Origin of the sequence: Pseudideonella sakaiensis (assembly GCF_048320135.1) — a bacterium.
Classification (GTDB): domain Bacteria; phylum Pseudomonadota; class Gammaproteobacteria; order Burkholderiales; family Burkholderiaceae_C; genus Ideonella_A; species Ideonella_A sakaiensis_A.
Genome location: NZ_CP182947.1, coordinates 1,791,993 through 1,817,164, shown reverse-complemented (window position 1 = coordinate 1,817,164; position 25,172 = coordinate 1,791,993). Strand labels below are relative to the sequence as shown.

General features: G+C 66.3%; 27 protein-coding genes and 1 pseudogene. 18 read left to right on the top strand and 10 right to left on the bottom strand.

Annotated elements, in window-relative coordinates:
- Window positions 1-25: 25 nt before the first annotated feature.
- The 10 genes and pseudogenes from maiA to ACNH6H_RS07980 all read left to right on the top strand — a co-directional run bounded on the left by maiA (window position 26) and on the right by ACNH6H_RS07980 (window position 7,043).
- A complete protein-coding gene (gene maiA, locus ACNH6H_RS08025; RefSeq protein WP_418321268.1) occupies window positions 26-664 on the top strand; it encodes a maleylacetoacetate isomerase in 639 nt (212 codons plus the stop codon).
- A 94-nt stretch (window positions 665-758) separates the two neighbouring features.
- Entirely contained in the window at window positions 759-2,915 is a 2,157-nt protein-coding gene (locus tag ACNH6H_RS08020; RefSeq protein ID WP_418316968.1) for a hypothetical protein, read from the top strand.
- Between the two features lie 7 nt (window positions 2,916-2,922).
- A complete protein-coding gene (gene sugE / locus ACNH6H_RS08015; RefSeq protein ID WP_418316967.1) occupies window positions 2,923-3,255 on the top strand; it encodes a quaternary ammonium compound efflux SMR transporter SugE in 333 nt (110 codons plus the stop codon).
- A gap of 192 nt (window positions 3,256-3,447) precedes the next feature.
- On the top strand, window positions 3,448-3,738 hold the full coding sequence (locus ACNH6H_RS08010; protein ID WP_418316966.1) for a hypothetical protein: 291 nt from the start codon (window positions 3,448-3,450) through the stop codon (window positions 3,736-3,738).
- Window positions 3,739-3,761: 23 nt separating this feature from the next.
- Window positions 3,762-4,505: a helix-turn-helix transcriptional regulator gene (locus ACNH6H_RS08005; RefSeq protein ID WP_418316965.1), complete on the top strand. Its 744-nt coding sequence runs from the start codon at window positions 3,762-3,764 to the stop codon at window positions 4,503-4,505.
- Between the two features lie 50 nt (window positions 4,506-4,555).
- Window positions 4,556-5,203, top strand: a complete 648-nt coding sequence (locus ACNH6H_RS08000) for a Crp/Fnr family transcriptional regulator (protein WP_418316964.1) — start codon at window positions 4,556-4,558, stop codon at window positions 5,201-5,203.
- A gap of 67 nt (window positions 5,204-5,270) precedes the next feature.
- On the top strand, window positions 5,271-5,657 hold the full coding sequence (locus ACNH6H_RS07995) for a VOC family protein (protein ID WP_418316963.1): 387 nt from the start codon (window positions 5,271-5,273) through the stop codon (window positions 5,655-5,657).
- Between the two features lie 94 nt (window positions 5,658-5,751).
- Window positions 5,752-5,955 (top strand): annotated as a pseudogene (locus tag ACNH6H_RS07990) (DUF2269 family protein); the annotation flags it as partial.
- A gap of 25 nt (window positions 5,956-5,980) precedes the next feature.
- Window positions 5,981-6,226, top strand: a complete 246-nt coding sequence (locus ACNH6H_RS07985) for a DUF2269 family protein (RefSeq protein WP_418316962.1) — start codon at window positions 5,981-5,983, stop codon at window positions 6,224-6,226.
- Window positions 6,227-6,329: 103 nt separating this feature from the next.
- The gene (locus ACNH6H_RS07980) at window positions 6,330-7,043 is read left to right on the top strand and encodes an alpha/beta fold hydrolase (protein WP_418316961.1); all 714 of its coding nucleotides are present in this window, start codon (window positions 6,330-6,332) and stop codon (window positions 7,041-7,043) included.
- An 18-nt stretch (window positions 7,044-7,061) separates the two neighbouring features.
- Here the strand turns inward: ACNH6H_RS07980 and ACNH6H_RS07975 are convergent, their stop codons facing one another.
- The gene (locus ACNH6H_RS07975; protein ID WP_418316960.1) at window positions 7,062-8,174 is read right to left on the bottom strand and encodes a DUF1615 domain-containing protein; all 1,113 of its coding nucleotides are present in this window, start codon (window positions 8,172-8,174) and stop codon (window positions 7,062-7,064) included.
- Between the two features lie 64 nt (window positions 8,175-8,238).
- Between ACNH6H_RS07975 and ACNH6H_RS07970 the strand changes: the two genes are divergently transcribed.
- Window positions 8,239-8,760 carry a nucleoside deaminase gene (locus ACNH6H_RS07970; RefSeq protein WP_418316959.1) on the top strand — a complete coding sequence of 174 codons (522 nt, stop codon included), beginning with the start codon at window positions 8,239-8,241 and terminating at the stop codon, window positions 8,758-8,760.
- A 1-nt stretch (window position 8,761) separates the two neighbouring features.
- On the opposite strand, the gene ACNH6H_RS07965 is transcribed toward ACNH6H_RS07970, so the two are convergent.
- Together ACNH6H_RS07965 and ACNH6H_RS07960 are read right to left on the bottom strand one after the other, a co-directional pair.
- On the bottom strand, window positions 8,762-10,387 hold the full coding sequence (locus tag ACNH6H_RS07965; protein ID WP_418316958.1) for an ATP-binding protein: 1,626 nt from the start codon (window positions 10,385-10,387) through the stop codon (window positions 8,762-8,764).
- On the bottom strand, window positions 10,384-11,547 hold the full coding sequence (locus ACNH6H_RS07960; protein ID WP_418316957.1) for an FIST signal transduction protein: 1,164 nt from the start codon (window positions 11,545-11,547) through the stop codon (window positions 10,384-10,386). The genes ACNH6H_RS07965 and ACNH6H_RS07960 overlap by 4 nt, the downstream gene beginning before the upstream one ends.
- 175 nt (window positions 11,548-11,722) lie before the next feature.
- Between ACNH6H_RS07960 and ACNH6H_RS07955 the strand changes: the two genes are divergently transcribed.
- Together ACNH6H_RS07955 and ACNH6H_RS07950 are read left to right on the top strand one after the other, a co-directional pair.
- Entirely contained in the window at window positions 11,723-12,682 is a 960-nt protein-coding gene (locus ACNH6H_RS07955; protein WP_418316956.1) for a TAXI family TRAP transporter solute-binding subunit, read from the top strand.
- Between the two features lie 87 nt (window positions 12,683-12,769).
- Window positions 12,770-14,551, top strand: a complete 1,782-nt coding sequence (locus ACNH6H_RS07950; RefSeq protein WP_418316955.1) for a TRAP transporter permease — start codon at window positions 12,770-12,772, stop codon at window positions 14,549-14,551.
- Here ACNH6H_RS07950 and ACNH6H_RS07945 read toward each other — a convergent pair.
- The 3 genes from ACNH6H_RS07945 to ACNH6H_RS07935 form a co-directional block, all read right to left on the bottom strand.
- Window positions 14,489-14,839 carry a hypothetical protein gene (locus ACNH6H_RS07945; RefSeq protein ID WP_418316954.1) on the bottom strand — a complete coding sequence of 117 codons (351 nt, stop codon included), beginning with the start codon at window positions 14,837-14,839 and terminating at the stop codon, window positions 14,489-14,491. The two genes, ACNH6H_RS07950 and ACNH6H_RS07945, sit on opposite strands and share 63 nt — an antisense overlap.
- 109 nt (window positions 14,840-14,948) lie before the next feature.
- Window positions 14,949-16,226 (bottom strand): phospholipase D-like domain-containing protein, encoded by a 1,278-nt coding sequence (locus ACNH6H_RS07940; protein ID WP_418316953.1) that lies wholly within the window; start codon window positions 16,224-16,226, stop codon window positions 14,949-14,951.
- A gap of 109 nt (window positions 16,227-16,335) precedes the next feature.
- On the bottom strand, window positions 16,336-16,647 hold the full coding sequence (locus tag ACNH6H_RS07935) for a hypothetical protein (RefSeq protein WP_418316952.1): 312 nt from the start codon (window positions 16,645-16,647) through the stop codon (window positions 16,336-16,338).
- Between the two features lie 182 nt (window positions 16,648-16,829).
- On the opposite strand from ACNH6H_RS07935, the gene ACNH6H_RS07930 reads away from it, so the two are divergent.
- Complete coding sequence (locus ACNH6H_RS07930; RefSeq protein ID WP_418316951.1) at window positions 16,830-17,078, top strand: DUF3297 family protein; 249 nt, start codon at window positions 16,830-16,832, stop codon at window positions 17,076-17,078.
- Here the strand turns inward: ACNH6H_RS07930 and ACNH6H_RS07925 are convergent.
- The gene (locus tag ACNH6H_RS07925; RefSeq protein ID WP_418316950.1) at window positions 17,069-18,043 is read right to left on the bottom strand and encodes a hypothetical protein; all 975 of its coding nucleotides are present in this window, start codon (window positions 18,041-18,043) and stop codon (window positions 17,069-17,071) included. The two genes, ACNH6H_RS07930 and ACNH6H_RS07925, sit on opposite strands and share 10 nt — an antisense overlap.
- 128 nt (window positions 18,044-18,171) lie before the next feature.
- Between ACNH6H_RS07925 and ACNH6H_RS07920 the strand changes: the two genes are divergently transcribed.
- Window positions 18,172-18,564 (top strand): DUF6152 family protein, encoded by a 393-nt coding sequence (locus ACNH6H_RS07920; RefSeq protein WP_418316949.1) that lies wholly within the window; start codon window positions 18,172-18,174, stop codon window positions 18,562-18,564.
- A gap of 14 nt (window positions 18,565-18,578) precedes the next feature.
- On the top strand, window positions 18,579-19,064 hold the full coding sequence (locus ACNH6H_RS07915) for a hypothetical protein (protein ID WP_418316948.1): 486 nt from the start codon (window positions 18,579-18,581) through the stop codon (window positions 19,062-19,064).
- 105 nt (window positions 19,065-19,169) lie between these two features.
- Here ACNH6H_RS07915 and phhA read toward each other — a convergent pair whose 3' ends face one another.
- Genes phhA through hppD form a run of 3 tightly spaced genes read right to left on the bottom strand, consistent with a single transcriptional unit; the run spans window position 19,170 to window position 21,528 of the window.
- Entirely contained in the window at window positions 19,170-20,057 is an 888-nt protein-coding gene (gene phhA / locus ACNH6H_RS07910) for a phenylalanine 4-monooxygenase (protein WP_418316947.1), read from the bottom strand.
- Window positions 20,058-20,091: 34 nt separating this feature from the next.
- Window positions 20,092-20,412 carry a 4a-hydroxytetrahydrobiopterin dehydratase gene (locus tag ACNH6H_RS07905; protein WP_418316946.1) on the bottom strand — a complete coding sequence of 107 codons (321 nt, stop codon included), beginning with the start codon at window positions 20,410-20,412 and terminating at the stop codon, window positions 20,092-20,094.
- Between the two features lie 39 nt (window positions 20,413-20,451).
- Window positions 20,452-21,528, bottom strand: coding sequence for a 4-hydroxyphenylpyruvate dioxygenase (gene hppD, locus ACNH6H_RS07900; RefSeq protein WP_418316945.1), 1,077 nt, complete (start codon window positions 21,526-21,528; stop codon window positions 20,452-20,454).
- A 172-nt stretch (window positions 21,529-21,700) separates the two neighbouring features.
- On the opposite strand from hppD, the gene ACNH6H_RS07895 reads away from it, so the two are divergent.
- The gene (locus tag ACNH6H_RS07895; RefSeq protein WP_418316944.1) at window positions 21,701-22,216 is read left to right on the top strand and encodes an Lrp/AsnC family transcriptional regulator; all 516 of its coding nucleotides are present in this window, start codon (window positions 21,701-21,703) and stop codon (window positions 22,214-22,216) included.
- Window positions 22,217-22,328: 112 nt separating this feature from the next.
- Complete coding sequence (locus tag ACNH6H_RS07890) at window positions 22,329-25,124, top strand: PAS domain S-box protein (protein WP_418316943.1); 2,796 nt, start codon at window positions 22,329-22,331, stop codon at window positions 25,122-25,124.
- Window positions 25,125-25,172: the final 48 nt, after the last annotated feature.

The following is a 25,172-nucleotide window of genomic DNA, read 5'->3' as shown; positions in this document are numbered from 1 at the left end:
ACCGACGAGGGTCTTGGCCATGAACATGAAACTGCACAACTATTTCCGCAGCGGCACATCGCACCGGCTGCGCATCGCGCTGAACCTGAAGGGCCTCGAAGCCGACTATGTCGCGGTCGACCTGCGCAACGAACACCATCTGCAGGCGGAATTTCGCGCGCTCAATCCGCAGGCGCTGGTGCCGGCGCTGGAGGCCGACGGTCGGGTGCTGATCCAGTCGCCGGCAATCATCGAGTGGCTGGAGGAGCGTTTTCCGTCGCCGCCGCTGCTGCCGGCCGACCCGCTGGCCCGTGCACACGTGCGGGCGCTGGCAGCGATCGTCGGCTGCGACATCCATCCGCTGAACAACAAGCGCGTACTCGACAAGCTGCGCAAGGATTTTGCCGCCGATACCGCGGTGATCAACGAATGGTGCGGCACCTGGATCAGTGCCGGCTTCGACGCGATCGAGGCGATGCTCGCGGCCGACAAGCGGCGCGGCGATTTCTGTTTCGGCGACAAGCCGACGCTGGCCGATGTCTACCTGGTGCCGCAGGTCGAGAGCTCGCGCCGTTTCAAGGTCGACCTCGGCCGCTGGCCGCTGATCGCAGCGGTTGACGCCGCCTGCAGCCAGCTCGAAGCATTCCGCCGCGCGGCTCCGGCCAACCAGCCCGACGCCGGCTGACGGCGGTCACGCCGCATCTCGGTTACAAACTGGGTACCGCTGCCGGCGAAGGCGGCAACTCCATCCCCGAACGCAGACAAGAAAGGCGCATCCGATGGCAAGCAGTGACCACCGCTGGAAATTCATCCGTTCCGGCGGCATCGACCAGGTGGTCATTCGCAGCGGCGCCGACATCGTCAACCTCGACCAGCTTGATCAGAAGCTGTGGGTCGCACTGGCCTGCCCGACACGCGGCATCGAATTCGATCCGCGCACGCTCGACCTGATCGACGCCAACAACGACGGGCGCATCCGGCCGCCGGAACTGATCGCGGTCAGCCACTGGGTGCGCGACCATTTTGCCGATCCTGACCTGCTGATGAAGGGTGGCGACAGCGTGCCGCTGTCGGCGATCCGAACCGATACCGACGGGGGCGCGGCGATGCACGCCCATGCCCGCGAGGTGCTCGGCGTCGTCGGCAAGGCCGACGCCGAAGCGATCAGCCTCACCGATCTGCAGCAGCGCACCAAGGTGTTGTCAGATCGCGGCTTCAACGGCGACGGCGTGGTGCCGGAATCCGCCGCCGACGATCCGGAAGTGGCCGAGCTGATCGGCAAGATCATCGACGCCGTCGGCGGCGTGGCCGACCGCAACGGCAAGCTCGGCGTCGACGCGGCCCATGCGAAGCAGTTTTTCGAGCAGGCGAGGGCGCTGCACGGCTGGCGCGCGAAGGCGGCTGCCGACGAGGCGCTGCGCCCACTCGGCGACGAATCGCGCAGCGCTGCCGAGGCACTGATCGCGGTGCGCGAGAAGGTCGACGACTATTTTGTCCGCTGCCGGGTTGCCGCCTACGATCCGGCTGCGGCGGCGCCGCTGAACCCGTCGACCGACGATTACCGTGCGCTGCATCAGTCGCTGCTCGCCCGCAGCACCGCCGAAATCGAGAAGATGCCATTGGCCACTGCGGCGCCCGATCGGCCGCTGCCGTTGCGCGAACGGCTGAATCCGGCGTGGGCGGCGCGCATCGAGGCGCTGCGCGTGAAGACGGCCGAGCCGCTGCTCGGCCGCTCGCTCGATGAATTGACCGAGGATGAATGGATCGAGCTGAAGCGGCGCCTCGGGCCGTGCAGCGGCTGGCTCGCCGAGCGGCCACAGACCAAGCTCGACAGCCTCGCACCGGCTGCGCTCGACAAGCTGATCGACGGCACCGCCGAGCAGCGGTTGACTGCGCTGATTGCGCGCGACGAGGCGGCCGGTCCGAGCAACAAGGCGATGATCGAGCTCGAGAAGCTGGTCCGCTTCCAGCGCGACCTGGTCCACCTGCTGAACAATTTCGTGTCGTTCGCCGAGTTCTACAGCCGCCAGGGCGCGATCTTCGAAGCCGGCCTGCTCTACCTCGACGCGCGGAGTTGCGAACTGGCGATCGAGGTCACCGACCCGGCGCGCCATGCCAAGCTGGCCGGCCTTGCAAAGGCCTATCTGGCCTATTGCGATTGCACCCGCGATGGCGAGAAGAAAAAGATCGTCGCCGCGTTCACGAACGGCGACATCGACTTCCTGTTCGAGGGCCGCAATGGCGTGTTCTACGACCGCGCCGGCCGCGACTGGGATGCAACGATCACCAAGGTGATCGAAAACCCGATGAGCATCCGCCAGGCGTTTTTCTCGCCGTACAAGAAGTTCGTGCGGATGATCGAGGAACAGGTTGCGAAGCGGGCCGCGGAAAGCGAAAAGCGGTCGCAGAGTGCGCTCGGCAATGTCGCGTCGCGCGCCGCCCATGCCGACCAGGCGGGCAAGGCTGGCGCTGGCGCGGCGGCGGCGGCCGCAAAGGATGCCGGCCCGAAGATCGACGTCGGCACGGTCGCCGCATTGGGCGTCGCGCTCGGCAGCATCAGCACGGTGATCGTCGCGGTCTTTTCGCGCTTCATCGAACTCGGCTGGTGGCTGCCGGCCGGGCTGTTCGGCATCATGATGGCGATCTCCGGGCCGAGCATGCTGATCGCGTGGCTGAAGCTGCGCCAGCGCAGCCTCGGCCCGCTGCTCGATGCCAGCGGCTGGGCGATCAACGGCCGCATGCGCATCAATGTGCCGCTGGGTGCGTCGCTGACGCAGATCGCCGAACTGCCCGCCGGCGCCGAACGCCGGATGAGCGACCCGCATCAAGGCAACGATGGCAGCCGGATCTTCTGGCTGCTGGTGCTGCTGCTGGCGGTCGCCGCGCTGTTTGCATGGCGCTTCGGCTGGTTCGAGCGGTTTACCGCCGGCGGCTGAGCGGGCGATGAAAGCGTCGACCGCCTGGACCGTGTTGCTGATCGCCGGCCTGTTCGAGGTCGCCTGGGCGATCGGCCTCAAATATACCGACGGCTTCAGCCGCTTCTGGCCATCGGTGGGCACGCTGCTCGCGATGTTGGTCAGCGTCGTCCTGCTCGGGATGGCGATGAAATCGCTGCCGGTCGGTACCTCGTATGCAGTCTGGGTCGGTGTCGGTGCGGTCGGCACCGCGATCCTCGGCATCGTGTTGTTCAATGAATCGTCGGATATCGGGCGGCTGCTCAGCCTCGGCCTGATCGTCGCCGGCATCGTCGGGCTGAAACTGTCCAGCCCTGGCTGAATCGCCAGCCCCGGCATCGCCGGCCGTATTGCCGTCGCGTTGTGAATTTCTCACAAGCTGCGCCGGCATTTCATCACCCCCTGTCTTCCCCTCCGCTGCCTAAGCTGACCTCCGGCAAAGCGGTCAACGAACCGCTGCCGAAGCAGGCAGCCGGATCGCTGCCTTGCGACACGCAAGAAGGGGAGAAACACCATGTACGACGATGTATTGAATGCCACGACGCTGATCGGCGTCAGTGCCGTGATTGCCGCCGTGTTTGTCGGCGCCGCGATCGACACGCCGCGCGAGGCGGCGCTGGCCAGCGCGAAGCCAGCGGCAGTCGCCACCGTGCCGGCGACGGTTGCACCGGCGGCGGTGATGCCGGTCTACGAGCTGCCGCGGGTGGTCGTCACCGGCCATCGTTCGCGCGACGGCGACGTGCTGGCGGTCTCCGACACGCCGGCGCCGGCCGCTGCCGCAGCTGCTCGCCAACCGGCCCGCTGAACAACCGCATGCAGGAGACGGCCATGCTCGACTTCTCACGCAGCGACCTCGCGGAAACCCGGCAACGCGAGCAGCAGGCGGGGGCGCTTGCGCCGCTCGCCTGCGTCGCCGGCCACGGCGCCACCGGCTGGCCACATGCCGCCTTCGACGAAATCGACTACGGCATGTTGCTGCTCGGTCCGCAGGCGCAGGTGCTGGCGAGCAACGTCGCTGCCCGCATCGAGCTCGACGAGCAGCATCCGCTGCAACTCAGCGGAGGCCAGTTGCGCGCACGCCGGCCTGCCGATGCAGCCGATCTGCAGGCGGCGATCGACGCGGCCGCACGCCGCGGCCTGCGTCGCCTGCTCAGCATGCGGCTGGACGGTGCCGCCGCGATGGTCAGCGTGTCGGTCGTGCCGATGCACGGCTCCCGGCACGATGCGGCACACGGCGCTGGATCGCAGGTGCTGGTGCTGCTCGGCAAGCGCCGGCTCGGCGGCGTGCTCGCGATCGAGGCCTTCGCCCGGTCGCAGGGTCTGAGCTGCAGCGAGACGCGGGTGTTGTGCGCACTGGTCTCCGGCAGCACGCCGGCCGAACTGGCCGAACGGCACGGCGTCGCGATCTCGACGATACGCACCCAGATCGGCAGCATCCGGGCAAAGACCGGCGCGGCCAGCATCCGCGAGCTGATCGCGCAGATCGCCACATTGCCGCCATTGATGGAGGTGCTGCGGCCCCATGTCTGCACCGCGCGCGGCAGTCCGTCGGGTTTCGAGCCGACCGGCTGACGTAGCATCGACGCATCGGCCGCTTCATCAACTGATGCGTCCGACCACCGATGCCCGAGCCAACGCCTTCGTCACTCGATGGATTGCCGGAAAGCCTGCGCGCCCTCGCGGAGAAGGGTGAGCCGAGGCGCTACCGCAAGGGCGCGGTGTTGATCCACGAGGGCGATTTCGGCGACACGCTGTACATCGTGCTGAGCGGCAAGGTGAAGGCCTATTCGGTCGACGAGCGCGACCGCGAGATCATCTACGGGACTTATGGGCCGGGCGACTGGTTCGGCGAGATGAGCCTCGATGGCGGGCCCCGTTCGGCCAGCGTCGCGATGATCGAGTCGGGCAGCTGCGTGCTGATTCCGCGCCGAATGCTCGAGCAGCACATTGCCGAGCATCCGCAATTTGCATTCGAACTGCTGTCGCGGGTGATCGCCCGCGCCCGGATGGCCACCGCCAGCGCGCGCAACATGGCGTTGCTCGATGTCTACGGCCGGGTTGTCCATCTGCTCGAGTCGCTGGCGCAGCCCTTGCCCGACGGCAGCCGGCGCGTCAGCGAACGGCTGACCCATGGCGCGATCGCGGCCCGTGTCGGCTGTTCGCGCGAAATGGTCAGCCGCCTGCTGAAGGACCTCGAGCGCGGCGGCTACATCGAAGCCGACCCGGACGGCCACTGGCTGCTGTTGCGCCGCCTGCCGGGCCATTGGTAAGGGGGCGCTTGCATTGATCGGCGAGCTGGGCAAGACTCGTTCCCATCGACACGACCGCGGGGCCGACATGAAACGAGTCACCGGCATTGGCGGCGTCTTCTTCAAGGCGAAGGATCCGGCGCGTTTGCGGGCGTGGTACCGCGACCACCTCGGCATGGCGGTCGAGGATTGGGGCGGCGTCGCGTTCAGATGGGCCGGCAACGGCAATCCCGACGGCACCGGCACGACGATCTGGAGCCCGTTCGACGACTCGACCAGCTATTTCGCACCGAGCGAAGCGCCGTTCATGATCAACTACCGCGTCGACGACCTCGACGCACTGCTCGCCGCGCTGCGCTCCGAGGGCTGCGCCGTCGACGACAAGGTCGAGTCGTCCGAATACGGCAAGTTCGGCTGGGTGATGGATCCGGAAGGCAACCGTGTCGAACTGTGGCAGCCGCCTGCGGGCCAATGAGGCGGCGATCGCGAGCGGACCCGGGAGCGGGCGGCGAAGAGCGCCGGCGCAGCAAGACGGGTGCCACCGGCGGCGACCGGCCGGGGTCGCCCGGATGACGGCTTATGCACTGCTGAAGCTGGTCCATGTGCTGGCCGTCGTGCTGTTCCTCGGCAACATCATCACCGGGCTGTTCTGGCACAGCCATGCGGCCAGAACGCGCGACCCGCGGTTGCTGGCGCATGCGATGGATGGCGTGATTCGCAGCGACCGCTGGTTCACGACGCCTGCCGTCGTCGCGATTTTCGCCAGCGGCTTCGCGGTCGCCTCGATCGGCGGGTCCGGTGCTGCGCACCGGCTGGATCGCGTGGACCCTGGCCTTGTTCGCGGTCTCGGGCATCGTTTTCGCGCTGCGCGTCGCGCCGCTGCAGCGGCAGCTGCGCACGATGGCGCAGTCCGGCGTGTTGCACGGCAACTTCGACTGGCCAGGCTATCGGGCGCTGGCGGTCCGCTGGGAGCTGTGGGGTGCACTGGCGCTGCTGACGCCGCTGGCCGGCCTCGCGCTGATGGTGATCAAGCCGGCGCTGTAGCGGCAGTGCCCGGTTTGACGGTCGGCGCCGCCTTCGGTCAAATACCGCAGAAGCGGCGGCACCGGCGGCAGCCGGCCGCAACGCCGCATCGCAGGAGGAGACGATGTCGACGTATGTGCTGGTTCACGGTGCGTGGCATGGCGCCTGGTGCTGGTTCAAGGTGATCCCGTTGCTGGAACGGTCGGGCAACCGGGTCGTCGCGCCCGATCTGCCGTCGCACGGCGTCGACCGGACGCCGACCGGGTCGGTCGATCTGCAAGCCTATGTCGACCGCGTCTGCGAAGTGCTCGACGCCTGTCATGAGCCGGTGATCCTGGTCGGCCACAGCATGGGTGGTGTCGTGATCTCGCAGGCCGCCGAGGCGCGACCCGACAAGGTGGCCAAACTCGTCTATCTGTCGGCATTTCTGCTCGCCGATGGCCAGACGCTGCTCGATGTCGCACAAGCCGACGAGCGGGCCACGGTGCTGCCGAACCTGGTATTCAGCGACGATCGCCGCTCGGCGACCGTTCGCGACGCGGCGATCGTCGAGACCTTCTACGCCGACTGCGACGAGGCCGATGTCGCGCTGGCGCGCAGCCTGCTGGTGCCGCAGCCGGCCGCGCCGCTGTCGACGCCGCTGCACACCAGCGCCGCCAACTGGGGCAGGGTGCCGCGTGTCTATATCGAATGCGTGCACGACCGGGCGATCTCGATCGACACCCAGCGGATGATGTACGGCCGGCTGCGCTGCGAGCAGTTCCACACGCTGCCGTCCGGCCACTCGCCATTTCTGTCGATGGCCGACCGGCTTGCCGATCACCTGCTGAATCCGTGAGCGGCGCGCCGCTCGCTGTCAACCGTCGCGGGCCAGGCAGCGCTTGTGCCGCGCGGCGACCCTGGTCGCAAACCATTCGGTCGTCAGGTTGCGGGTGATCTTCGGACTGACCAGCTTGATGCGCGGGATCAGCGCCCGTGGCAGCGGTCGGCCCTCGTACTGCTCGGCCAGTTCGAAGACGCGCTGATGCAGCCGCGATTCGTCGAATTCCGGCTTGTCGCCGAGTTCGAGCATGCGCCGGATCTCGCGGTTGTCGAGTCCGATCTGCTCGGCGAGCGTGCGCACCGCGAGCTCGGTCTGGCCCGGCTTGTCAGGATCACCGTTCTCGCGCACCAGGTCGCCGTCGAGTTCGAGCGGAATCCCGGACGCCAGGCTGACCGCGCGCTGGAATGCCGCATTGCGGCTGGCGTAATGGCCGGCGTTGAAATCGGCATAGCGGTAGATCGGCTGCTCGTAACGCGCCGGATAGTCGAGCAGGTGGGCGATGCCGAAATACATGCCGCCGCGGCGCGTGAACACCTCGTCGCGGATGCTGCCGTCGACCGGATACGGATAGGGCTTCTGGCTGGCGTGCCGTTCGGCAAACGCGATCGCGACCTGCATCGGCCCGCCGGTGCGAACCGGGTTGTAGCCGGCAAACAGCCGCCTGCCGAGCGGCACCATGCCGATGAACTCGTCGAACAGCTCGCTCAGCTGCTTTTCGGTCCGTGCGGCGTCGATCCGCTCGGCATAGCTGCGGCCTTCGGACGACTTGATCTGCAATGCGGTACGCACCAGAAAGAAGGGAATGCCGGCGCGCTCGGCCTTGCGCTCGATCTCGGCCCAGGCAATCTTGCCGAGGCCCGGAACCGACGGATCGACGCGGTAGGTCGATTCCTGCTCGACGATCGCCAGCACCGAGCAGATGTTGCTCTGGCTCGGCTCGATGCGCAGCACCGCAAACGCCGCCTGGATGTCGGTCGCCCAGCCTTCGCGGTCGCGGGTATTGGACGGGATCAGCGCGACGATCTGCGCACGCACCTCGCTTGGCGACTGCTGCCTGCGCTGCACAGGCTGGTCGACCACCGCGCAGCCGCCGAGCAGCGCAAGCAGCACCGCGCAGGTGACGAAGAGGGTCCGGTGGGCTGTCATCAGTGCGAGCTTAGCGCGACGCTGCGGATATGCTCGCTGCTCGACCCGACAGGAGACCCGCGCCATGGACCAGTCGCCGCCGCCGCACGAACCGTCGCAAGGCCCGCGCCCGACCCGCGAGCAGATGCTGCGCCATCTGCGCCGCTCGAACGAGGTGGCGCAACGTGCGCTCACGCTCGGCCACCATCCGTTCGGCGCGGTGCTGGTCGGCCCCGACCACGAAACGGTGCTGCTCGAGCAATGCAACATCGATACCGTCAACCATGCCGAGTCGACGCTGGCGCGGATTGCCGCGACCAATTACACGGCCGAGTTTCTCTGGCAGTGCACGCTCTATACCGCGGTCGAACCGTGCTGCATGTGCGCCGGCACCGCCTACTGGGCCAATATCGGCCGCATCGTCTATGCGATGAGCGAGGCCGAACTGCTCGCCGAGACCGGCCGCCATGCGGAAAACCCGACGATGAGCGTGCCGGCGCGCCATGTCTTCGACCATTGCCAGAAGCCGGTCGATCTGATCGGTCCGGTCACTGAACTGGCCGCCGAGACGATCGAGATGCAGCGCCGCTTCTGGTCGACGCGTTGAATCAGCCGGGCGCCGCCGAACCGACGATGGCATCGAGCGTGGCCCGCGAACAAGGCTTCACGAAGTGGGCATCGAAGCCGGCATCCGCCGAGGCGCGGCGGATCTCGCTGCCGTCGTAGCCGGTCAAGGCAACGATCCGCAGCGTGTCGCCGCGTCTGCTGCGCGCGGTACGGGCGAGCGAAAAGCCGTCGATGTCGGGCAGCCCGAGGTCGAGGATCAGCAGATCGAGCGGCTGATAACCGAGTACGTCGAGTGCCTCGTTGCCGCTGTGGGCGACCTCGACCTGATGGCCCATCGCGACGATCAGTTCGGCCACCGAATCGGCGGCATCGTGGTTGTCGTCGACGACCATCACGCGCAGTGGGCGTTGCTGCGGGCCCGTGCCGGATGCCTCGCTCGGCGACTCTTCAGCGGCGTTCAGATCGAGCGGCAACCGCACCGTGAAGCAGCTGCCACGGCCCTTGCCGTCGCTGTGGGCCTCGACGCTGCCGTTGTGCATCGCGAGCAGCTTGCGCACCAGCGTCAGCCCCATGCCGAGACCGCCCTGCGAACGGGCGATCGCAACCGGTGCCTGCTTGAACATTTCGAACACCAGCGGCAGCATGTCTTCGCTGATGCCGATGCCGTTGTCGGCGACGCGGACCACCGCTGTCTGGCCTTCCTGTCTTAGCTCGACCGTGATCCGGCCACCCGGATCGGTATATTTCGACGCGTTGTGCAGCAGGTTCGAGAACACCTGGGTCAGCCGCGCCGAATCGCCGCGCACCAGCAGCGGCTGATCGCCGAGCTGAATGTCCAGCAGATTGTTTTTTGCATCGAAGGCGTGGCGGTTCGCCTCGACAGCATTCTCGATTGCCTGCCGCAGATCGATCCGCTCCAGTTTCAGTTCGATGCGGCCCTGGTTGACGCGGGCGACGTCGGTCAGATCGTCGACCAGCCGGGCCAACTGCCGGGCCTGCCGCTCGACGACCGCAACCGCGCGGTCGCCGGCCGGCGCGCCGGTGCCCTTCAGGCGCAGCAACTGCGCGGCGGCGAGCACGCCGGACAGCGGATTGCGCAGTTCATGCGCCAGCATCGACAGGAATTCGTCCTTGCGCGCGTGCTCCTCGGCCAGTTGGCCGTTCAAGCGGGTCGCATCGGCACGGGCAGCCTCGAGCGCTGCCGAGACAATCTGGGCGCGCGCGGCCGCTTCTTTCGCGATCTCGACCTCGGCGCCGAGCATCCGGTGCTGCTGTTCGGCGCAGAGCAGCGCCGCCAGCAGCGGCAGTTGTCGGCGCACCACCACCAGCGCCTGTGAATCGGCTGGCCCGCCGATCAGCACGATCGCCGCGCCGGCGCGGCAGCAGGCGGTTGCCGGGCGCGGCGCATCGCCGGCCAGATCGACCATCGCCTGGTACTCGCCGTCTGCCGAGCACTGCAGGACAAAACGCCGCCAGGCGCGCCCGCCACGGATCGTCTGTGGCGTGCCGAGCGCCGGAATCGGCTGGCCGAGCGTCGGGTCGTTGACCAGCAGCACGACCTCGTCGGCGCCGAGATGTTCGGCAAGCCGTCGGCAGGCCTCGACCCTGCGCTCGGGCCTGGCCAGCTCGATCATCAGGTCCAGCGTGGCCGAATCGTCCGCCGTCATTCCGGGAAGACGCAAACGACCGCGGTGCAGTTGTGAAAACCACCGAACTGCCCGGCGGCGCGTGCGATCTGGCCGTAGGTATTGCAGCCGGTGAAGCTGGCCGGTTTCAGGATGTCGGAACAGGCATCGAGTTCGTTCTGGAAGGCGTCGCCGAGACGCAGCCTTGTGGCGACACAGTCGAATACCAGCGCCGCCTTCGGCTGCCTGCCGCCGAGCGCCTCGACCGCCGATCGGGCCGCGCTCGACGCCGCTTCCACCGCCGATTCGGTGCTGGTCTTCATGATGTGGACGATGCTGCCGACCGGCACCGCGGCGGCGCACGAGACGCTGCCGTCCGGATTCAGGCTGAGCGGCACGCGCAGCCGGTAGCCGTTGCCGTTTTCGATGCCGAGCACGTTGTGCAGCAGGAAGGGCAGCGCGTTGTCGCGGTCGATGGTCTGGCCGCTGGCTTCGGCATGGTCTTCGAATGCAGCCGCTGCCGGCGCACCGTTCAGCCCGATCAGCAGCGGGCCATCGGCCTCGGTGACGCGCAGTGGCGGGCCGGCCGGCGTCCAACCGTGCGCGACGCCGATGCCCACCGGCTGCATCGACTGGATTTCCAGCGCGACCACCGCATCGGTCAGCGCCTGCGTGCCGGCGAAGACGTGGGTGCGTGCGAAATGGCCATCATCGCCGGCGCCGCCGCCGACGAAGTTGTAGCTGCCACGGGTCGCGACGGTCAGATGTTCGAGCAGCTGGTCGGTATGGCCGGCCAGTGCATCGGTCATCACCAGCGCGCACCGATAGGGCAGCGGCCGGTCGCCGAGGCCGCCGAAGTCGCTGATCAGTTCGGTCGCGGCACGTTGCGGATCGCGGCTCAGGTCGCGGCCGACGCCGAGGGCAAATTTCATCGATGGCGAACTGAGCGCCATTGCCGACGCCCAGCCGACACCGCGGCCGCTGTTGTTGAATTCACCGGCCGACGACGAGCCGACCAGGGTCGCGCAGCCGCTTGCCTCGCGCAGCCCCTCGAGCAGGCGTTGGTAGTCGTGCTGCGACGATGCGAAGACGATGATCGCGTCGGCGGCACCGATCGCGTCGCGAATTTCGCGGCCTAGCGCAAGGCCTGCGGCGGTGCTGTCGGCAAGGCGGCACAGTGCCGAGTGCGAACGCATGGACATCGGCATCTCCGTATTCGCGTGAAAGACAAATTATCTGCCGTGCCTGTAAGCAGCCGTGTCAGAAGAATCCTGCATTCGGCGACTTTCTGCGGCGCCGTGTCGGTCCCGCCATCGCTCTGGTACAAACAGCATCAATCCGCCAACGCAGGCGGACGGACTTCGACTAGGGGAAACCATGAGAAAGATGCTGCAAGTCGTCGCGATCAGCGCCGCGCTGGGACTGCTCCATGCCGGCCCGGCCAGCGCGCAGAACCGCGTGACCTACAAATCGGCAAAAACCGAGACCTCGTATTACCAGATGGGTGTGCAGATCGCCGAGGCGATGAAGGCCGGCACCAAGGGCGACATCATCGTGACGCTCGAGGAAAGCCAGGGCTCGACGCAGAACGTGATGGAAGTCCGCGCCCGCGGCGGCGACTATGTCTTCACCGCACCGCCGCCGCTGGTCGAATCGGCACAATCGGGCAGCGGACCGTTCAAGGACAAGGTCGATCCGAAATTCACTGAGATCCGTGCACTGTTCCCGATCCCGTCGCTGACGATGCATTTTGTCGCCCGTGGCGACAAGGGCATCAATTCGATGGCCGACCTCGCCGGCAAGACGGTGCTGCTCGGCAAGGGCACCTTCGGCGCGACCGAAGGAGAAAAATACCTGAAACTCTTCGGCCTCGAAGGCAAGGTCAAGCTGGCCGACGCCGAACTGTCGAATGCGGTCGGCGCGTTGAAGAACGGCCAGATCGATGCCTTCGTCACCGCCGGATCGTGGCCGGCGCCGAACGTGATCGAGGCCGCGGCATCGACCGGCGTTACGGTGATCTCGCTGACCGATGCGCAGGTCAAGGAGACCGGACGCGAGAAGCTGACGATCCCGGCCGGCACCTATGCCGGGCAGAAGGCGCCGATCCAGACGACGTCGCTTCCCGTCGTCGCCTATGCAACGACGGCGATGAAGGACGATGTCGCCTATGCGCTGACGAAGACCTTCTGGCAGCAGAAGGCGGCGATGAGTTCCGGTGCGGCGTGGTGGAACGGCGTCGACCAGTCGCTGATGCCGGCGATCACCGGCAAGATCCATCCGGGCGCGCTGCGCTATTACAAGGAAGCCGGCTTCAAGCTGAATCCGTCGCAGATGTGATCAGCCGCTGCTGATGCGCCGACGGCGCGGCGTCGTGATGGCACCGCGCCGTCTTGTCTTTGATACCTCCCCGGAATCCTTTCACTCATGGGTCAGCCGATCAACGGCTTGTTGTGGGCCGTCTTCGGCGCCCTCAGCGTCGCTTTCCACCTCGGGCAGATCTTCTACGGCCTGATTCCGAACCTCGTTGCACGGCCGCTGCACATGGCGCTGGCGCTGCCGTGGATCTTCGTCTTTGCCGCGCGCACGCCGGCCGCCCGCGGGTCGGGCTGGCTGTTCACGATCGCCGGCGTCGCCTGTGCGCTGTGGGTCGCGTTGAACCACAACATGCTGGCCGACCAGTACGGCTTTCTCGAAAACAAGCTGCAACTGGTGATCGCCATCGTGCTGCTGGTCGTCGTGCTCGAAGGTGCGCGGCGCGCGATCGGCCTGCCGCTGCCGCTGCTCGCGTTGATCACGCTGCTGTACGGCCTGTTCGGCCAGCACCTGCCGGGTGAATTCGGCCACTCCGGCACACCGCTGAACAGTTTTCTCGGCACGCTGACGATTGCCGAAGGCGGCATCTGGGGCAGCCTGACCGGCATCTCGGTCGGCGTCGTCGCGATCTTCGTGATCTTCGGTGCGGTGCTCAATGCCGGCGAGGCCGGCCAGGGCTTCATGAACATCGCCGCCGCTGCTGCAGGGCGGCTGAAAGGCGGCGCGGCCAAGGTATCGGTGCTGTCGTCGGCGCTGTTCGGATCGATCTCCGGCTCGGCCTCGGCCAACGTCGCATCGACCGGCGCGATCACGCTGCCGGCGATGACCAGGCTCGGCTATCCGAAGCGCCTCGCCGCCGCGGTCGAGGCGGTCGCGTCGTCGGGCGGCCAGATCATGCCGCCGCTGATGGGCGCCGGTGCATTCGTGATGGTCGAGCTGACCGGCGTGCCCTATACCGGCATCATGGCCGCGGCAATCCTGCCGGCGCTGCTGTATTTCATCGCGGTGTGGATCGGCGTCAACGCCTATTGCCGCCGCCTCGACCTGAAAGGCATTGCCGACGAGGACAAACCGGCAATGCGCGACGTGATCATCACCTCGCTGTTCTTCATGGTGCCGTTCCTGGTGCTGATGTGGGGCATGTTCATCGCCGAACTGACGCCGCAATATGCGGCTTCGCTGGCGATCATCGCCGGCGCGGTGATGCTGCTGGTCGATGCGCGGCTGAGCTTCGACTGGCAGCGCACCGGCGAGCGCCTGCGCGGCGCGTTGATCTCGTCGGGTGCGCAGGTCGCGATGATCGCGGCGATCATCCTGTGTGCATCGATCATCATCGGCGTGTTGTCAATCACCGGCCTCGGCGTCAAGATCACCTCGCTGATCCTGTCCGGCTCCGGCGGCCTGTTGTGGCCCTCGCTGGCGCTGACCGCGCTGGCCTGCCTGGTGCTCGGGATGGAGGTGCCGACCACCGCCGCCTACGTGATCTGCGTCTCGGTGGCCGGCCCGGCACTGACCAAGCTCGGCCTCGAGCCGCTGCAGGCGCACCTGTTCGTTTTCTGGTTTGCGCTGCTGTCGACGATCACGCCGCCGGTCTGCGGTGCGGTCTATATCGCCGCCGGCATGGTCGAGGAAAACTGGCTGAAGGTCGCGCTGACGTCGATGGCGCTCGGCGTCGGCCTGTACCTGATTCCGCTCGGCATGATCGCGAATCCGGCACTGCTGTTGCTGATGTCGAGCCCGGTCGAGGCTGGCATCGCGTTCGTGCAGATGATGATCGGCCTGAGCCTGATCTCGTTCGGTTTGATCGCGCCGGCGGCGCTGGCGATCCGCCTATTGCAGATCGGGGCGGGCGCGCTGGTGATCTTCCTGCCGGTGCTGATGCAGGCGTTCTGAGGCGCCGTCGCTGGGCTGCCTGGCCTGGCGGTGGGCCGGTGCATGGCGCAGCGCGCCGCCGACCGGGGTATAGCGGAACAGCTTCGTCAAGCCGTCACGACCACTGGCGGCCCGTCCGATCAGCGCGGTTGCCGCGGCAACGCCAAGCAGCTTGACGATCGCCGACGGGTGTTTCGCCGACCAGTACCAGACGCCCAGGCCCGCGGCCAGCACCATCCAGTGCTCGCCGGGAATCCCTTCGCGGGCTTCGTCGTATTCCTTCAATTGGGTGATCAGATCGGTCGCCATGCTGCCTCTTCTGGAAAGCTGTCCTGCAGCCGAGCATAAGAAGTCCGTCGACTGGTCGCTGTCGGACAACTGCTCGGAATGGGTGGCGTGCCGAGCGCGCCACAAGCGGTCACAGCAACTCGTTGCCCAGGTAATAGAAGTTGTCCCTCAGCTTGTGCAACCAGCCGCGCTTCTTCCATTCGTCGAGCTTGATCTCGGTGGCTTCGGCGGCGTATTTCTCGAAGATCGCGTCGAGCCGGCGCGTCGTCTCGGCGCAGCAGATGCCGATCGTGATCTCGTCGTTGGTCTCGAACGAGCGGTCGTCGAAGTTGCTCGATCCGATCGCGCTCCAGACACCGTCGATCGTCATCACCTTCTGGTGCAGCATCGTGTGCGGGTATTCGAAGATCCGCACACCGCAGCGCAGCAGCTTTTCGTAATTGCGGTGCGCCGCATGCTGCACCATCGGTGCATCGCTGCCGCCGGTCGACGGCGTGATCACGCGCACGTCGGCACCCCGCGCGACCGCGGTGCCGAAGGCGTCGATCGCCTCCGGCTCCGGAATGAAATACGGGTTCTGGATCCAGATCCGCTTGCGCGCCAGGCAGATCGCGGTGTGGTGCAGGATCTTGACGGCCGGCGCCGAACCTTCGGGTTTCAGATAGGCAGCGTGCATCGTCACGTCGCCGGCCGGCTCGAGATTCGGAAAGACGTCGTCGCCGACAAACAGCTCGCCGGTTTCGCCGGCCCAGTTTTCGCTGAACACTGACTGCAGGTTGTTGACGATCGGCCCGCGCAGATGCACGCTGAGATCGGCGAAATGCTCGCCATCGTGGGCGTCGCCGAGCCAGTTGTCGGTGATGCAATGGCCGCCGACAAAGGCCTCGCGGCCGTCGATGACGACCAGCTTGCGGTGGTCGCGGTCGTTCAGAACGCCGAGGTTGCGCAGCTTGCGCTTGTGGAAGAAGACCAATTGGCAGCCTGCATCCCGCAACTGCTCGCGCATCTGTTTTTCCATCGTGCGGCAACCCTGGGCATCGAGCAGCACGCGTACCTGCAGGCCGGCCCGCGCACGTTCGCAGAGGCTGTTGGCAATCCGCTGGCCGAGTTGCCCGGGTTTCCACAGGAAGGTCTCGAAATGAACCGACTCCTGCGCCGCCGCGATGCGCTCGACCAGCACGTCGAAAAACGCGCCGTTTTCATGGATCTCGACCGAATTGCCGGGCACCGCGGTGCTCAGCGTCAAGCCTGCCAGCGACGGCAGCAGCGCGTCGATCGGTGACTCCGACTCGATCTTCAGCTTCGGATCACGATGCCGCCGGATCGACCAGATGACGATCACCAGCACCACCACCAGAGCGGCAAACAGCAGCAGTGCACCCTGGAGCAGGCTGGGTTCAGCGTTCATTGCGCAATGATCGTCTGTTCAAACGGGCAAAGCCGGGCGATCGGCCCGGCCATGCACAAAGCTTGGTTGGCAGAGCGGGCAGCACTGTGTGCCGCGCCGCCCGCAATCATCACTTCTTCTGCGCGAGTTCTTCTTGCTTCTTCTTCTCTTCGGCCGTCACGATACCGACCGTCGGCACGTCGAGCACCTTCGTTTCGGTCGTCACGGTAGGCACTTCGACTTCCTTCTTCGTCGTGCCAACCACCACGTCAGGCGTGGTCACGTCGTACTTCGGCACCGTCACGCTGCCCTCCTGCGTCTTCTCGACTTCGTATTTCGGCAGGGTCACGTTGCCTTCCTGGGTTTTCTCGACATCGCAGCCGGCGAGGACCAGCGAAGCGGCGGCAGCGAGTCCGCCGATGAGGAATTTGCTGTTACGCATCTTGAGTCTCCTTGGACTGTGAATTGACGGTTCCCATTCTGGGCAAGCATCCGGGCCAAGGCTGTCGGAAGCGGGCGTGATCCCGTGTCGGCGATTGCCTGCACGCCGAGTCGACTTTTTGCTGCCCTGCCAGCCGCTACGATAGCGATCCGCCTGAAAATATGTCCCTTTCGCCCGCGCCCATGAACGACACCACCAACCGTCCTCCGTTGCCCGATCGCCTGTCGACCGATCCGGCCAGCCCGCACCATGTGGCCGAGGTCTTCGAGCATCCGGTGGGCATCCGCTTCAATGGCAAGGAGCGTTCCGATGTCGAGGAGTACTGCATCAGCGAGGGCTGGATCCGCGTCGCTGCCGGCAAGGCGGTGAACCGCCGCGGCCAGCCGATGACGATAAAGCTGAAGGGCGAGGTCGAGGCCTTCTACCGCTGAACCGCGGCATCGCCATCGAGCACGCGGCGCATCGCCGGCAGGCGGGCGAGCAGCCCGATCAGCGCGATCGCGAACAGCAGCCGCGCCCATAAAATTCCCGACAGGTCTGCGCCGATCAGCAGGATCAGCAGCGTATCCTCGATCAGGCTGTGCGCGAGGCCGAGAAAACCGATCGACAGCCAGATGTCGCGGCGGCTCAGCGTGCCGGACCGGACGTCGCGCAACAGCAGGCCGGCGCCGAAGGTGATGCCGAGCGTGACGCCGATCACCGTGACATTGGCTGCCTGGCGGCTGATGCCGGTCAGCCGCAGCAGCGGAAACATCGCCTGATGGACGAGGCGCTCAATGCCGATCAAGCGCATCAGCTTCAGCATCACCATCAGCCCGGCCAGCACGACGAAGATCGTCACCAGCATCGTCGCCTGGTCGATCGCCCATCCGGCCAGATCGCCGGCCGGCGCATCGGGTTGCCAGGCCGGCTCGAAGCGCTGCTGCAACCAGCCACCGGCGCGGTAGACCCGGTCGAGCATCGCTCCGAGCAGGAATGAGCCGCCGACGCGCAGCGCCAGCGTGGCCCGCCAAGGAATGCCGGCCGCCTTCGCGATCGCACCCTCGACCGGCAGCGAATGCGCCATCAGCATCAGCGTGCCGAGCACCGTGACCTGCGCGACGGTCAGATCCATCTGCGGCAGCATCACGAAAAAAAGCGCCAGCCCGGTGTACAGGTTGGTCAGCACGATCGACGCCAGCACGATGCCGGTCGGCTCGGGCAGGCCGACCAGGGCCATCATCGGCGCCAGCAGCAAGCCGATCCACTGCGTTGCGCCGGCCATGTCGAGCAGCTTGACGATCAGCAGCGTCGGCACCATCAGCTTCAGCAGGTTCCAGTAGGCCTGCAGCACGTCGCTGCCGAGACGGCGCAGCGCGGCGCGGAAACGTGCGGATTCGGTTTCGGATTCGGGCATCGGTTGGTGATTGCGGCGCGTCAGGCCGGGCCGATGATACGGAGCGCGCACCGACCGCTGCCGCGCGTTAGGATGGCAGCGGGCCCGGTGTGGTTGCGCGGCCCGGTTCGAGCCAGGAGGATGCACAGATGCCATCGAATCAGATCTTCAGCGGGCGCCGCCTGTTTGCAGCGGCGGTCGGCGTATTGCTGGCCGCGGCGCTGGCCGCACCGGCGGCGGCCCACCACGGCTGGGCCTGGGCCGAAGACGGCAATTCCGAACTGAGCGGCGTGATCGTTGCCGCGAAACTCGGCAATCCGCACGGCGAACTGACGGTCGACGTCGGCGGCGCCGAATGGATCGTCGAGGTCGGCCAGCCTTGGCGCAACCAGCGTGCCGGGTTGAAGGACGAGATGCTCGTGAAGGGCGTCAAGCTGACAGTGACCGGCCACCGCGCGGCCGATCCGAACAAGAAGCTGTTCAAGGCCGAGCGGGTGCAGATCAACGGCCGCCGCTTCGATCTCTACCCCGACCGCAACTGAGCGCAGGCCGGCCGTTGCCGTTCGAGGCCGCTGCCGCCGCGATCGATGCCAGCGCGCTGGCGCAGACGCTGCGTGCGTCGATCTGGCTCTACCCGCTGGTCAATACCGGCCACGTGGTCGGCATCGCGCTGTTGTTCGGCGCGATTGTTCCGCTCGACTTGCGGCTGCTCGGCCGCCGACGGGTCGATCCGCTCGATCAATTGGCGCGCACGCTGATCCCGGTCGCGCTGATCGGGTTGCTGCTCGCGGCTTCGACCGGGACGCTGCTGTTCGTGACCCGGCCGCTCGACTACATCGGCGAGCCGTTGTTCGGCATCAAGCTGCTGCTGATCGGCTGCGCGCTGCTGAACGCCGCATTGCTGCATCGTTCGGCGCACTGGCGGCTGACGTCCGATCCAATACACGAGCCGCTGCGCCTGTCGTGGCGGCTCGCCGGTCTGTTGTCGATCGCGCTGTGGCTGGCGGTGATCGCCGCCGGCCGGCTGATCGGCTACCGCTGAACCTTGGCGGCCGAATCTCGTACGCTCGACCTGCGCCGCCGCGATGCGCGACGTGGCGGTCTGCCCGATGACTTGACGCTGCACTGGGGCACAGCGCGTTGGCAATCAGCGGCCTTGCCGCTTCGCCGCGTGATAACGGCCGCTGCCGCGGTGCAGCACGGTATCGCTGTCGAGCACCGTGCCGGGCTCGAACTCGGGTTTGCCGTCGATCGCCTGGTAGATCGGGCCGAAGTCGATCGCCGCCAGCTGCAGCAGGTCGTCGAGGCTGTCGATCACGAAATAGCTTTCCTGGAAATCGTCGATCCGGTACCGCGTGCGCATCACGCGTTCGAGGTCGAAGCGGATCCGGTTCGGCGATGCATCGTCGAGCGAAAAGACGCTTTCGGTATACGACGAGGCGATGCCGGCGCCATAGATGCGGATGCCGTCGGCCTGCCGGATCAGGCCGAATTCGACCGTATACCAGTAGACCCGCGCGAGGTTGCCGAGTTTGCCGAGCTGCTGTGCGCGCAGCCCGCCGACGCCATAGGCCTGGATATAGTCGGCCAGCGACGGGTTCATCAGCATCGGCACGTGGCCGAAGACGTCGTGGAAGACGTCGGGCTCTTCGAGATAGTCGAGCTGCTCGGGCTTGCGGATGAACTGGCCGGCCGGGAAACGCCGGTTTGCCAGATGGTCGAAAAAGACCTCGTCCGGAACCAGCCCTGGCACCGCGACGACCTGCCAGCCGGTGCGCTGCATCAACACCTCGCTGAGCTGGCGGAAATCCGGAATCTGCTCCGGACCGATCGGCAGGTCGCGCATGCCGGCGACGAACTCGTCGCAGGCGCGCCCCGGCAGCAGCTTGGTCTGGCGCTCGAACAGCGTCTTCCAGGTTGCGTGTTCGGCGGCGCTGTAGTTGTCCCAGCCCTGGTCGATCGTCCAGTCGGGCCGTTCCGGCGCAGTGCCGGCGGCCAGGCCGTGCAGCTCGGGTTTTTTTAGTTCGGTTTGCATGACTCGTTCCGAAGGTGCATGGGCGCCGCGGCGCTCAGCGGCTGGCCTGCTGACCGGCCGCGGCAAGCCGCTGGTACAGCCGGTCGGCATGCTGCGCCCAGTCGATGTCGCGCTGCGACAGGCCGCCGGCATCGTGCGTCGTCAGCGTGATGCGCACCTGGTTGTAGACATTCAACCACTCGGGGTGGTGGTTGCTCCGCTCCGACAGCAGCGCGAGCTGGCTCATGAAGCCGAATGCCTCGGCAAAATCGGCGAAGCGGAACTCGCGCGTGATCGCATCGCGCTGCGGATCGTGTTGCCATTCGGCGAGTCTGGCCAGCGCTTCGCGGGCCTCGTTGGCTTGCAGTTTCGACATGGCTTGGGTCTCCGTTGCTTGCTGCGCGTCGCTGAACCGTCAATCGTCCTTCAGCACACCGCGCCGGATCTGGTCGCGCTCGATCGATTCGAACAGTGCCTTGAAATTGCCTTCGCCAAAGCCGTCGTCGCCCTTGCGCTGGATGAATTCGAAAAAGACCGGGCCGAGCTGGGTCTGCGAGAAGATCTGCAGCAGCAGCCGCTTGTTGCCGCCTTCGGTGCTGCCGTCGAGCAGGATGCCACGGGTCTGCAGTTCGGCGACCGGCTCGCCGTGGCCGGGCAGGCGCTGCTCGAGCATCTCGTAGTAGATGTCGTTCGGCGCGCTCATCAGCGGCACGCCGTTCATCGACAGCTGGTCGATGGTCTCGATCAGGTTGTCGGAGTAGAGCGCGATGTGCTGGATGCCCTCGCCGTTGTACTGCATCAGGTATTCCTCGATCTGCCCCGACCCCTGCGACGATTCCTCATTCAACGGGATGCGGATCTTGCCGTCGGGCGCGGTCATCGCCTTGCTGGTCAGCCCGGTCTTCTGGCCCTTGATGTCGAAATAGCGGATCTCGCGGAAATTGAACAGCTTCTCGTAGAAATTGGCCCAGTAGGCCATGCGGCCGCGGTAGACGTTGTGCGTCAGGTGGTCGATCAGCTTCAGCCCGCAGCCTTCAGGATGGCGGTCGGCGCCATCGATCCACTCGAAATCGATGTCGTAGATCGACTTGCCGTCCTCGAAGCGGTCGATCAGGTACAGCGGCGCGCCGCCGATGCCCCTGATCGCCGGCAGCCGCAGTTCCATCGGTCCGGTCGGGATCTCGATCGGCTGTGCGCCGAGCTCGAGCGCACGGGCATAGGCCTGGTGCGCGTTGCGCACGCGGAATGCCATGCCGCACGCCGACGGGCCGTGCTCGGCGGCGAAATAGGCCGCTGCGCTGCGCGGCTCGTTGTTGACGATGAAATTGATGTCGCCCTGGCGGTACAACACGACGTCCTTCGAGCGGTGCACCGCGACCTTGCTGAAGCCCATCTTCTCGAAGACCGGCTCGAGCACATTTGGCGTCGGCGATGCAAATTCGACGAATTCGAAGCCCATCAGGCCCATCGGGTTTTCGTACAGGTCGGTCATCTCGTTTCCTTCTCGGTGATGTTGACAGCATGCAACAGAACGGCCGCACGGTGTGTGGCTGCCTGAGCTTGTGTGTCCTGCCGTTGTGGACAAGCTGCTGGGCAGAATCGGCTAGTTTGCCGCGTGCGGCGCGCAATGTGCTTTCAATTGGCATCCGGTAGAACGCTGGAAGATGAAAGATGATTGCGCATTTCGTTCGTTCCAGGAGATATCTTTGACAGAACCAGACCTCGACCGAATCGACCGCAAGATTCTCGACTTCCTGCAGCGCAATGGCCGCGCGTCCAATCTCGAACTCGCGCAGGCGGTCGGGCTGTCGCCGGCGCAGAGCCATCGGCGGCACCGGCGGCTCGAGGAGGCCGGCTATCTGCTGCGCTACGAAGCCCGCCTCGACGCCGCACGGCTCGACCTCGGTGTCGTCGCCTTCATCCACGTCGCGATGGAAAAGGGCCATATCCGCGATCTGTCGCGCTTCACCGAAGCGATCGTCGAACTGCCCGAAGTGCTCGAGTGTTATTCGGTGACAGGTGATTTCGACTATGTGATCAAGGTCGTCGCGAGCGACCTGCAATCGCTGTCGCGCTTTCTGATGGACCGGCTGATCAGGCTGCCTGGCGTCAACGGCATGCGCTCGAGCGTGTGCCTGTCGGAGATCAAGTGCACCAGCGTATTGCCGTTGGCGCGTTGATACAGTCGGTGTCGAATTTGTAGGAAACCTGGCCACCGCCGCGTAGGAAAATGCGGATTGCCTGTCGGAGGACGTGACCCGCGTGATAGGGTGCTCAGCTATGGTTGCAGCCTTGCCCACGGAGTATTCCGGACTGGTCGTTACGCAGCCCGCCGAGACGGCTTTCGATACGCCGTCGGGCGGGCTGTTGCTGCTCGACCGGGAGTGGCGCATCACGTCGATGACGAGCGGCTTCGCCCACTACTGCGCCCACCTCGACGAGGCGGCGCTTGGCCGCAATGTCTGGGAGGCCTGGCCCGATCTGGTCGGCACCGACATCGCGGCGCATTGGCAGCGCGCGATGACCGAGCGCCATGGCATCGGCTTTGTCGCTCGCGACAGCGTCAGTGGCCGACGTTATGCGATGCGGGTCGAGCCGACCGTCGACGGCGGTCTGACGGTCCATTGCCAGCGACTCACCCAGCAGGCGCAGCAGGAAGTGCTGCACCTCGATCTGACCCGTGTGCTGCAGCTGATGGCGCGTGGTGCGCCGCTGCGCGATGTGCTCGACACGCTGGTCGGCACGATCGAGCATCAGTCGGTCAGCGGCCTGATCGGCTCGGTGCTGCTGCTCGACGACAGCGGCCGCCATCTGCTGCTCGGCGCCGCACCGAGCCTGCCTGCGGACTACAACGCTGCGATCGACGGCCTCGAGATCGGCCCGACAGTGGGCTCCTGTGGCACCGCGGCCTACCTGAACCGGCCGATCTACGTTTCCGATATCGCGAACGACCCGCTGTGGGCCAATTTCCGCGACCTGGCCTTGTTGCATGGCCTTGGTGCCTGTTGGTCGACGCCGATCGTTGCCAGTGGCGGCGATGTCCTCGGCACCTTTGCGATGTATTACCCGGAGGCCCGCGAACCGCCGGCAGAAGACCTTGAACTGGTCGAGATGGTCACGCGCACCGCGGCGATCGCGATCGAACGCCATCGCACCGAACGCGCGCTGCGCGACAGCGAACAACATTTCCGGCTGCTGTTCGAGCAAGCGGTCGACGGCATCTTCGTCGCCGATTCGCATGGCCGCTATGTCGACGTCAATGCCGCCGGCTGCAGCATGCTCGGTTATTCGCAGCAGGAATTGCGCGAGCTGACGATCGTCGACGTGATCGCCGCCGACGAGATTGCACGCCTGGACGGCGAGATCGCCCGCCTCGACGGCGGCGCGGTGGCGTCGAGCAGCTGGCGCTTCCGCCGCAAGGACGGTTCGACCTTCATCGGCGAACTCGTCGCGCGGCAGTTGCCCGGCGGTCGCATGCAGGCGATCGTTCGCGACGTCACCGAGCGCGCCGCGGTCGAGGCCGCATTGCGAGCCAGCGAGGAACGTTTCCGCGACCTCGCCGACAACATCCCTCAACTCGCGTGGATTGCCGACCCCGGATCCGACGGCCAGGTCAGCTGGTTCAACCGCAACTGGTTCGACTTCACCGGCACGACCCATGAACAGGCGTGTGGCAGTGGCTGGCGGCAGGTCTTGCATCCCGATCATGCGCCGCGCGTGATCGAGAAATTCTCGCAGCACGTCCGTGAGTGCATCGACTGGGAAGACACCTTTTTGCTGCGCCGCCACGATGGCGAATACCGGTGGTTCCTGTCGCGGATGCGCGTGATCCGCGACGACAGCGGGGCGGTGGTGCGCATCTTCGGCACCAATACCGACATCACGCAGCAGCGCGAGATGGAAAACGAGCTGCGCCGCCTTGCCGACGAACTGTCACAGACCGACCGGCGGAAGAACGAATTTCTCGCGATGCTGGCGCATGAACTGCGCAACCCGCTGGCGCCGATTCGCAATGCCGCCCAGATGCTGCGCCATGTCGACGGACGGCGCGACGCAGTCGTATCGGCATCGGCAATGATCGAGCGGCAGATCGGGCAGCTGGTGCGGCTGGTCGACGATCTGCTCGATGTCAGCCGCATCGACCGCGGCAGGATCGAATTGCGCCGGCAGGCGATCAATCTGGCGTCGGTCGTCGAACAGGCGGTCGAATCGGCGCGCGATCTGTTTGCCGCGAAGGAGCAGAGGTTCAGCGTCGAGATGCCCGAGCAGCGTCTGTCGCTCGATGCCGACCCGGCGCGGATCGCCCAGGTGATCGGCAACCTGTTGCACAACGCCAGCAAGTTCACGCCGGTCGGCGGCGCGGTCAGGCTGGCTGTCGATCAGCACGGCAGCGAGGCCTGGGTACGGATCATCGATGACGGCATCGGCCTGCACGGCGACCACCTCGACTGCATCTTCGATCTGTTCGTGCAGGTCGATACCTCGCTCGAGCGTTCGTCGAGCGGACTCGGCATCGGACTGACGTTGGTGCGCCAGCTGGTCGAGATGCACGGTGGCGCGGTCGAGGTGCACAGCGACGGGCCTGGCAAGGGCTGCGAATTTGTCGTCCGGCTGCCGCTGCAGGCTGCGGCACAGCAGGCCACGGAGCCGGCTTCGGACGAACCGCCAAAAGCTGCCGACGCCCGTTGCATCCTGATCGTCGACGACAACCGCGATTCTGCGGAGTCGCTCGCGATGCTGCTCGAGTTCGAAGGCCATCAGACCCACATGGCATTCGACGGGCCATCCGGGCTGCAGGCTGCGATCGAGCTGCAACCCGATCTGCTGCTGCTCGACATCGGTCTGCCCGGCATCAACGGCTTCGAACTTGCGCAGCAGATCCGCGCGCAGCCCGGTTGGGGCAGCCGCGCGATCCTGCTGGCGCTGACCGGCTGGGGGCAGGACGAGGACCGGCAGGCGAGCCGCGATGCCGGCTTCGACGGCCACCTGGTCAAGCCGGTCGATTTCACCGCGCTGAGCAGCCTGATTGCATCGATGCTCGATCAGCCACCCGAGCGGCAGCATTCAACCGGAATGCCGCAGCGCTGAGCACGGGTGGCGCGCGCCCGCCACGCACCGGTGCGTGCACTGGCTGGC

What these genes read in the sequence shown, in the direction of transcription:
- maiA (WP_418321268.1), top strand. Translation starts at nt 26, where the DNA reads ATGAAACTGCACAACTATTTCCGCAGCGGCACATCGCACCGGCTGCGC.
- ACNH6H_RS08020 (WP_418316968.1), top strand. Translation starts at nt 759, where the DNA reads ATGGCAAGCAGTGACCACCGCTGGAAATTCATCCGTTCCGGCGGCATC.
- sugE (WP_418316967.1), top strand. Translation starts at nt 2,923, where the DNA reads ATGAAAGCGTCGACCGCCTGGACCGTGTTGCTGATCGCCGGCCTGTTC.
- ACNH6H_RS08010 (WP_418316966.1), top strand. Translation starts at nt 3,448, where the DNA reads ATGTACGACGATGTATTGAATGCCACGACGCTGATCGGCGTCAGTGCC.
- ACNH6H_RS08005 (WP_418316965.1), top strand. Translation starts at nt 3,762, where the DNA reads ATGCTCGACTTCTCACGCAGCGACCTCGCGGAAACCCGGCAACGCGAG.
- ACNH6H_RS08000 (WP_418316964.1), top strand. Translation starts at nt 4,556, where the DNA reads ATGCCCGAGCCAACGCCTTCGTCACTCGATGGATTGCCGGAAAGCCTG.
- ACNH6H_RS07995 (WP_418316963.1), top strand. Translation starts at nt 5,271, where the DNA reads ATGAAACGAGTCACCGGCATTGGCGGCGTCTTCTTCAAGGCGAAGGAT.
- ACNH6H_RS07980 (WP_418316961.1), top strand. Translation starts at nt 6,330, where the DNA reads ATGTCGACGTATGTGCTGGTTCACGGTGCGTGGCATGGCGCCTGGTGC.
- ACNH6H_RS07975 (WP_418316960.1), bottom strand. Translation starts at nt 8,174, where the DNA reads ATGACAGCCCACCGGACCCTCTTCGTCACCTGCGCGGTGCTGCTTGCG.
- ACNH6H_RS07970 (WP_418316959.1), top strand. Translation starts at nt 8,239, where the DNA reads ATGGACCAGTCGCCGCCGCCGCACGAACCGTCGCAAGGCCCGCGCCCG.
- ACNH6H_RS07965 (WP_418316958.1), bottom strand. Translation starts at nt 10,387, where the DNA reads ATGACGGCGGACGATTCGGCCACGCTGGACCTGATGATCGAGCTGGCC.
- ACNH6H_RS07960 (WP_418316957.1), bottom strand. Translation starts at nt 11,547, where the DNA reads ATGTCCATGCGTTCGCACTCGGCACTGTGCCGCCTTGCCGACAGCACC.
- ACNH6H_RS07955 (WP_418316956.1), top strand. Translation starts at nt 11,723, where the DNA reads ATGAGAAAGATGCTGCAAGTCGTCGCGATCAGCGCCGCGCTGGGACTG.
- ACNH6H_RS07950 (WP_418316955.1), top strand. Translation starts at nt 12,770, where the DNA reads ATGGGTCAGCCGATCAACGGCTTGTTGTGGGCCGTCTTCGGCGCCCTC.
- ACNH6H_RS07945 (WP_418316954.1), bottom strand. Translation starts at nt 14,839, where the DNA reads ATGGCGACCGATCTGATCACCCAATTGAAGGAATACGACGAAGCCCGC.
- ACNH6H_RS07940 (WP_418316953.1), bottom strand. Translation starts at nt 16,226, where the DNA reads ATGAACGCTGAACCCAGCCTGCTCCAGGGTGCACTGCTGCTGTTTGCC.
- ACNH6H_RS07935 (WP_418316952.1), bottom strand. Translation starts at nt 16,647, where the DNA reads ATGCGTAACAGCAAATTCCTCATCGGCGGACTCGCTGCCGCCGCTTCG.
- ACNH6H_RS07930 (WP_418316951.1), top strand. Translation starts at nt 16,830, where the DNA reads ATGAACGACACCACCAACCGTCCTCCGTTGCCCGATCGCCTGTCGACC.
- ACNH6H_RS07925 (WP_418316950.1), bottom strand. Translation starts at nt 18,043, where the DNA reads ATGCCCGAATCCGAAACCGAATCCGCACGTTTCCGCGCCGCGCTGCGC.
- ACNH6H_RS07920 (WP_418316949.1), top strand. Translation starts at nt 18,172, where the DNA reads ATGCCATCGAATCAGATCTTCAGCGGGCGCCGCCTGTTTGCAGCGGCG.
- phhA (WP_418316947.1), bottom strand. Translation starts at nt 20,057, where the DNA reads ATGCAAACCGAACTAAAAAAACCCGAGCTGCACGGCCTGGCCGCCGGC.
- ACNH6H_RS07905 (WP_418316946.1), bottom strand. Translation starts at nt 20,412, where the DNA reads ATGTCGAAACTGCAAGCCAACGAGGCCCGCGAAGCGCTGGCCAGACTC.
- hppD (WP_418316945.1), bottom strand. Translation starts at nt 21,528, where the DNA reads ATGACCGACCTGTACGAAAACCCGATGGGCCTGATGGGCTTCGAATTC.
- ACNH6H_RS07895 (WP_418316944.1), top strand. Translation starts at nt 21,701, where the DNA reads ATGAAAGATGATTGCGCATTTCGTTCGTTCCAGGAGATATCTTTGACA.